Here is a 3,286-nt window from a genome sequence, read left to right as displayed (position 1 = left end):
TGACACTGCATGTAAAGGGGCGTAATATGAGTTCAAACAAAAGAACAAATCACTTGAAAACTTTTCATCTTTCCCGGGAATGACAGCGGGAAAACGGGTTCCCGCATCATCGATTTTTAACCGTTTAAAGCGTTCATTTACAACAGAAAGGTGTGCTAGAGGGATGGGGGACCAGAAAGACCAGTGGATCTTCCTAAACGACAAACTCGTTAAAAAAGAAGACGCTAAAATATCAGTCTATGATCACGGATTTTTATACGGGGACGGCGTGTTTGAAGGGATCAGGGTATACGACGGCAACATCTTCAGAATGAAAGAGCACATGGACCGCCTCTACGATTCTGCGAGATCGATCATGCTGGAGATTCCATATCAGCAGGAAGAACTGACACAGCACGTTCTCAAAACAGTCGAAAAAAACGGGCTTAAAGACGCTTACATCCGCTTGGTCGTTTCAAGAGGAGCAGGTGACCTCGGACTCGATCCAAACAATTGTTCACACCCGAGTGTCATTATAATTGTCGAACCATTGGCAATATTCCCGAAACACTTATATGAAACGGGAATTGACATCGTTACGGTTCCGACAAGAAGAAACAGACCTGATGTGCTGAGCCCTAAAGTGAAATCGCTGAACTATTTAAACAATATTCTTGTCCGGATCGAGGCGCACATGGCGGGCGTGACAGAAGCGCTCATGCTCAATGATCAAGGCTATGTCGCCGAAGGTTCTGCGGATAACGTATTTATTTATAAAAGCGGAAAGCTTTTGACGCCTCCGGGCTATATCGGAGCGCTTGAAGGAATCACTCGGAATGCCATTATCGAAATAGCGCAGGAGCTCGGCTATGAAGTGAAGGAGGAGCCGTTTACCCGCCATGACGTATACACAGCCGACGAAGTGTTTTTAACCGGAACGGCTGCAGAAGTCATCGCGGTCGTTAAAGTTGACGGCCGCAAGATCGGGGACGGCAAACCGGGAGTCCACACAAACCGGATGCTTGAAAAGTTCCGCGAGCGCGTCGTCCGTGAAGGGATAAAAGTCAGCCTCGAAGATCAAAGCTTAAGTGTCAGTTGAATAAAGACAAACGTTGAAGAGGATAAGTAACAGCGGAAACGCCGCCTGCAGAGAGCCGGGATTGCTGGAAACCGGTGACGGCCTCCGCTTGTGAACTCCCCTCTGAGTGTCAGCCTGAACGACTTCCAAGTTTAGTAAGGCTGGCCGGGTGAACGTCACGAAGGTTCACTCGTTATTAAACCGGATAAGCGATTATCCATAAGGCGGCTTTCGAAAGCCGCGAACAAGGGTGGTACCGCGGAAAGAAAAGCCTTTTCGCCCCTTTGGCCTGCAAGGTGTGCAGCGTCAACAGTGGGCGGGAAGGCTTTTTTTAGCTGCAAAAGCAGATTGGAAACATGCTTTGCGGCATATATACATGAATTATTTTTAAAAAACCACGTGAATGAACAGTGATGATGATCACTTGATAAGGAGGAAGAAAAATGGGGACGAATGTACAGTTGGATGCTGAAAATGCCCAATGTACACAAACAATGGCAGGGGCGTCAATGCTGATTGAGGCTTTAAAAAAGGAAAATGTCGAAGTGATCTACGGGTATCCCGGCGGTGCGGTCCTGTCGATTTATGACAAACTCTACGGATCGGGGATGTTTCATGTACTAACGCGCCATGAACAAGGCGCTATCCACGCAGCCGAAGGATATGCGAGGATTTCGGGGAAACCGGGTGTCGTCATCGCCACATCCGGTCCGGGAGCGACCAACCTTGTAACGGGTCTGGCCGACGCGATGATCGATTCATTGCCTCTCGTCGTATTCACCGGTCAGGTTGCGACCTCGGTTATCGGATCTGACGCATTTCAAGAAGCTGATGTCATCGGAATTACGATGCCGATTACAAAGCACAGCTACCAGGTTCGCCATGCAGAAGATCTGCCGAGAATTATTAAAGAAGCATTTCATATCGCAACAACAGGAAGACCGGGCCCCGTTTTAATCGATATTCCTAAAGACATCGCCGTTGTAGAAGGAGCATTCCGCTACGACCATGAGATTCACCTTCCTGGCTATCAGCCGACGAAGGAACCGAATTATCTGCAGATCAGAAAGCTTGTGGAAGCGGTCAGTGCAGCGAAAAAGCCGGTAATTTTAGCGGGCGCGGGCGTATTGCACGGGAAAGCGTCAGAAGAATTAAAAAATTATGTCGAACAGCAGCAAATTCCGGTGGCGCATACGCTGTTAGGCTTGGGAGGATTTCCAGCCGACCATCCGCTTTTCCTCGGGATGGCCGGAATGCACGGAACGTATGCGGCCAACATGGCTCTGTATGAAAGCGATCTGTTAATCAGCATCGGTGCGAGATTCGATGATCGGGTCACAGGGAACTTGAAGCATTTTGCAAAATATGCGAAAGTCGCTCACATTGACATCGATCCGGCTGAAATTGGCAAAATCGTTCATACGCACATTCCGGTTGTCGGCGACAGCAAGCTTGTACTGACAGAGCTGATCAAGCAAAACGGCAAACCGAGCGCTTCCGATGAATGGAAAAAGCAGCTTGCGGACTGGAAAAACGAATATCCGCTCTGGTATGAAGAGAATGAAGCAGAGGGATTCAAACCGCAGAAGCTGATCGAATATATCCACCGCTATACAAAAGGCGAAGCTATTTTAACGACGGACGTCGGACAGCATCAAATGTGGGCCGCGCAATTTTATCAGTTCCAAAAAGCCGACAGGTGGGTCACTTCCGGCGGGCTCGGCACGATGGGCTTCGGACTTCCGGCGGCAATCGGGGCACAGCTTGCGGATAAGGATGCGACAGTTGTATCGATACTCGGCGACGGAGGATTCCAGATGACACTGCAGGAGCTGTCCGTCATTCGCGATCTGAACCTTCCGATCAAAGTCGTGGTCTTAAACAACCGCTGCCTCGGAATGGTCCGGCAATGGCAGGAGATCTTTTACGATGAGCGCTATTCACACTCCAAGTTCGCATCACAGCCTGATTTTATCAAGCTGTCTGAAGCATACGGCATCAAAGGTGTCCGAATCACATCTGAAAAAGAAGCGGAAGAAAAGCTGGAAGCGGCGCTAACGTCGAATGAACCGGTGGTCATCGATGTTCAGGTTGCACAAGCTGAAAAAGTATTTCCAATGGTTGCGCCTGGAAAAGGGCTGCACGAAATGGTGGGGGTGAAACCTTGAAAAGAATCATCACGCTGACGGTTTTGAATCAAAGCGGCGTCTTAAACAGAATTACAGGGTT

The 3,286-nt window shown here is 49.0% G+C and carries 2 protein-coding genes and 1 other annotated feature; both genes read left to right on the top strand.

The annotated features are described in order from the left end of the window. Positions 1 to 163 precede the first annotated feature (163 nt). The gene (ilvE, locus tag C1T29_RS17770; RefSeq protein ID WP_023855438.1) at positions 164 to 1,078 is read left to right on the top strand and encodes a branched-chain-amino-acid transaminase; all 915 of its coding nucleotides are present in this window, start codon (positions 164 to 166) and stop codon (positions 1,076 to 1,078) included. Positions 1,079 to 1,082: 4 nt separating this feature from the next. Continuing rightward, positions 1,083 to 1,344: a binding site (T-box leader), on the top strand. 156 nt (positions 1,345 to 1,500) lie between these two features. After that, positions 1,501 to 3,225 carry an acetolactate synthase large subunit gene (ilvB, locus tag C1T29_RS17765; RefSeq protein WP_208945509.1) on the top strand — a complete coding sequence of 575 codons (1,725 nt, stop codon included), beginning with the start codon at positions 1,501 to 1,503 and terminating at the stop codon, positions 3,223 to 3,225. Positions 3,226 to 3,286 lie beyond the last annotated feature (61 nt).

The sequence above is a fragment of the Bacillus sp. MBGLi79 genome (assembly GCF_002953915.1).
This window is presented reverse-complemented; position numbering and strand designations above follow the sequence as displayed.

What these genes read in the sequence shown, in the direction of transcription:
- ilvE (WP_023855438.1), top strand. Translation starts at nt 164, where the DNA reads ATGGGGGACCAGAAAGACCAGTGGATCTTCCTAAACGACAAACTCGTT.
- ilvB (WP_208945509.1), top strand. Translation starts at nt 1,501, where the DNA reads ATGGGGACGAATGTACAGTTGGATGCTGAAAATGCCCAATGTACACAA.